The sequence below is a fragment of the Bergeriella denitrificans NBRC 102155 genome (assembly GCF_001592185.1).
Classification (GTDB): Bacteria; Pseudomonadota; Gammaproteobacteria; order Burkholderiales; family Neisseriaceae; genus Neisseria; species Neisseria denitrificans.
The window spans coordinates 1-674 of sequence record NZ_BCWL01000375.1; the positions used below are offsets into that span (position 1 = coordinate 1).

The following is a 674-nucleotide window of genomic DNA, read 5'->3' on the forward strand; positions in this document are numbered from 1 at the left end:
GAAGCGAAATTTTATTTGAATAAATGCGGCGTTCGCCGTCTTGATAGGGACGGTGACGGTATTCCCTGTGAAAGTATTTGCTGATTTGTAAGACAGCCTGAAACCAAACATTTCAGGCTGTTTTTTTTATTTTTTTGCTTGCTTTATTTTATAAGATATACTATAATTCATTTCATGGATTAGGAAATAAGAAACCCGCCGTTGGGAGCGGCGGGAATCGAAAAAGAAAGGAGGTGATGAAGATGATTAAAATCCTAATCTTAGTGATTTTATTAGTTCTCTCTAGCAAAGCGTACTAATTAAAACACAAACCGGGGCGGTGGTAACACCGCCTCATCTCCCGAACTTTCTTAAAACATTTATACCACAAAGGATTTCCAATGGCAAATCTAACCGACCACAGCCGCCGCCTGCGCGCCCAAACTGCTGCCGAATTTAACAGAGAGAAGCTGGAAAGCGGAGAATACCGTCAGTTTTTGATTAAAGGCCATGCCGCCGATTTGGATTTGATTGACGAAGCCGTCAAACTGGCAGGCGGTAGCCGGACCCAAGCCTTAAAAGCCATTTGTGAGTTCTATCTGTCTCATGTCCAAAAGTAATTTTTAAAGCCGTTTAAAATCCTTTCAAACAGCCTTTTGCCAAAATCCCTGTAACCGATTATTCAGTTACAGGGA

Annotated in this window: 2 protein-coding genes; both read left to right on the top strand. The window is 41.7% G+C overall.

Going from position 1 to position 674, the window contains the following annotated elements; all coding sequences use genetic code 11:
* On the top strand, positions 1 to 84 hold an 84-nt coding region (locus tag BDE01S_RS11140), incomplete at its 5' end, for an excalibur calcium-binding domain-containing protein (RefSeq protein ID WP_174520391.1).
* 296 nt (positions 85 to 380) lie between these two features.
* Positions 381 to 599, top strand: a complete 219-nt coding sequence (locus BDE01S_RS10885) for a hypothetical protein (protein ID WP_066081496.1) — start codon at positions 381 to 383, stop codon at positions 597 to 599.
* The last annotated feature ends 75 nt before the right edge of the window (positions 600 to 674 follow it).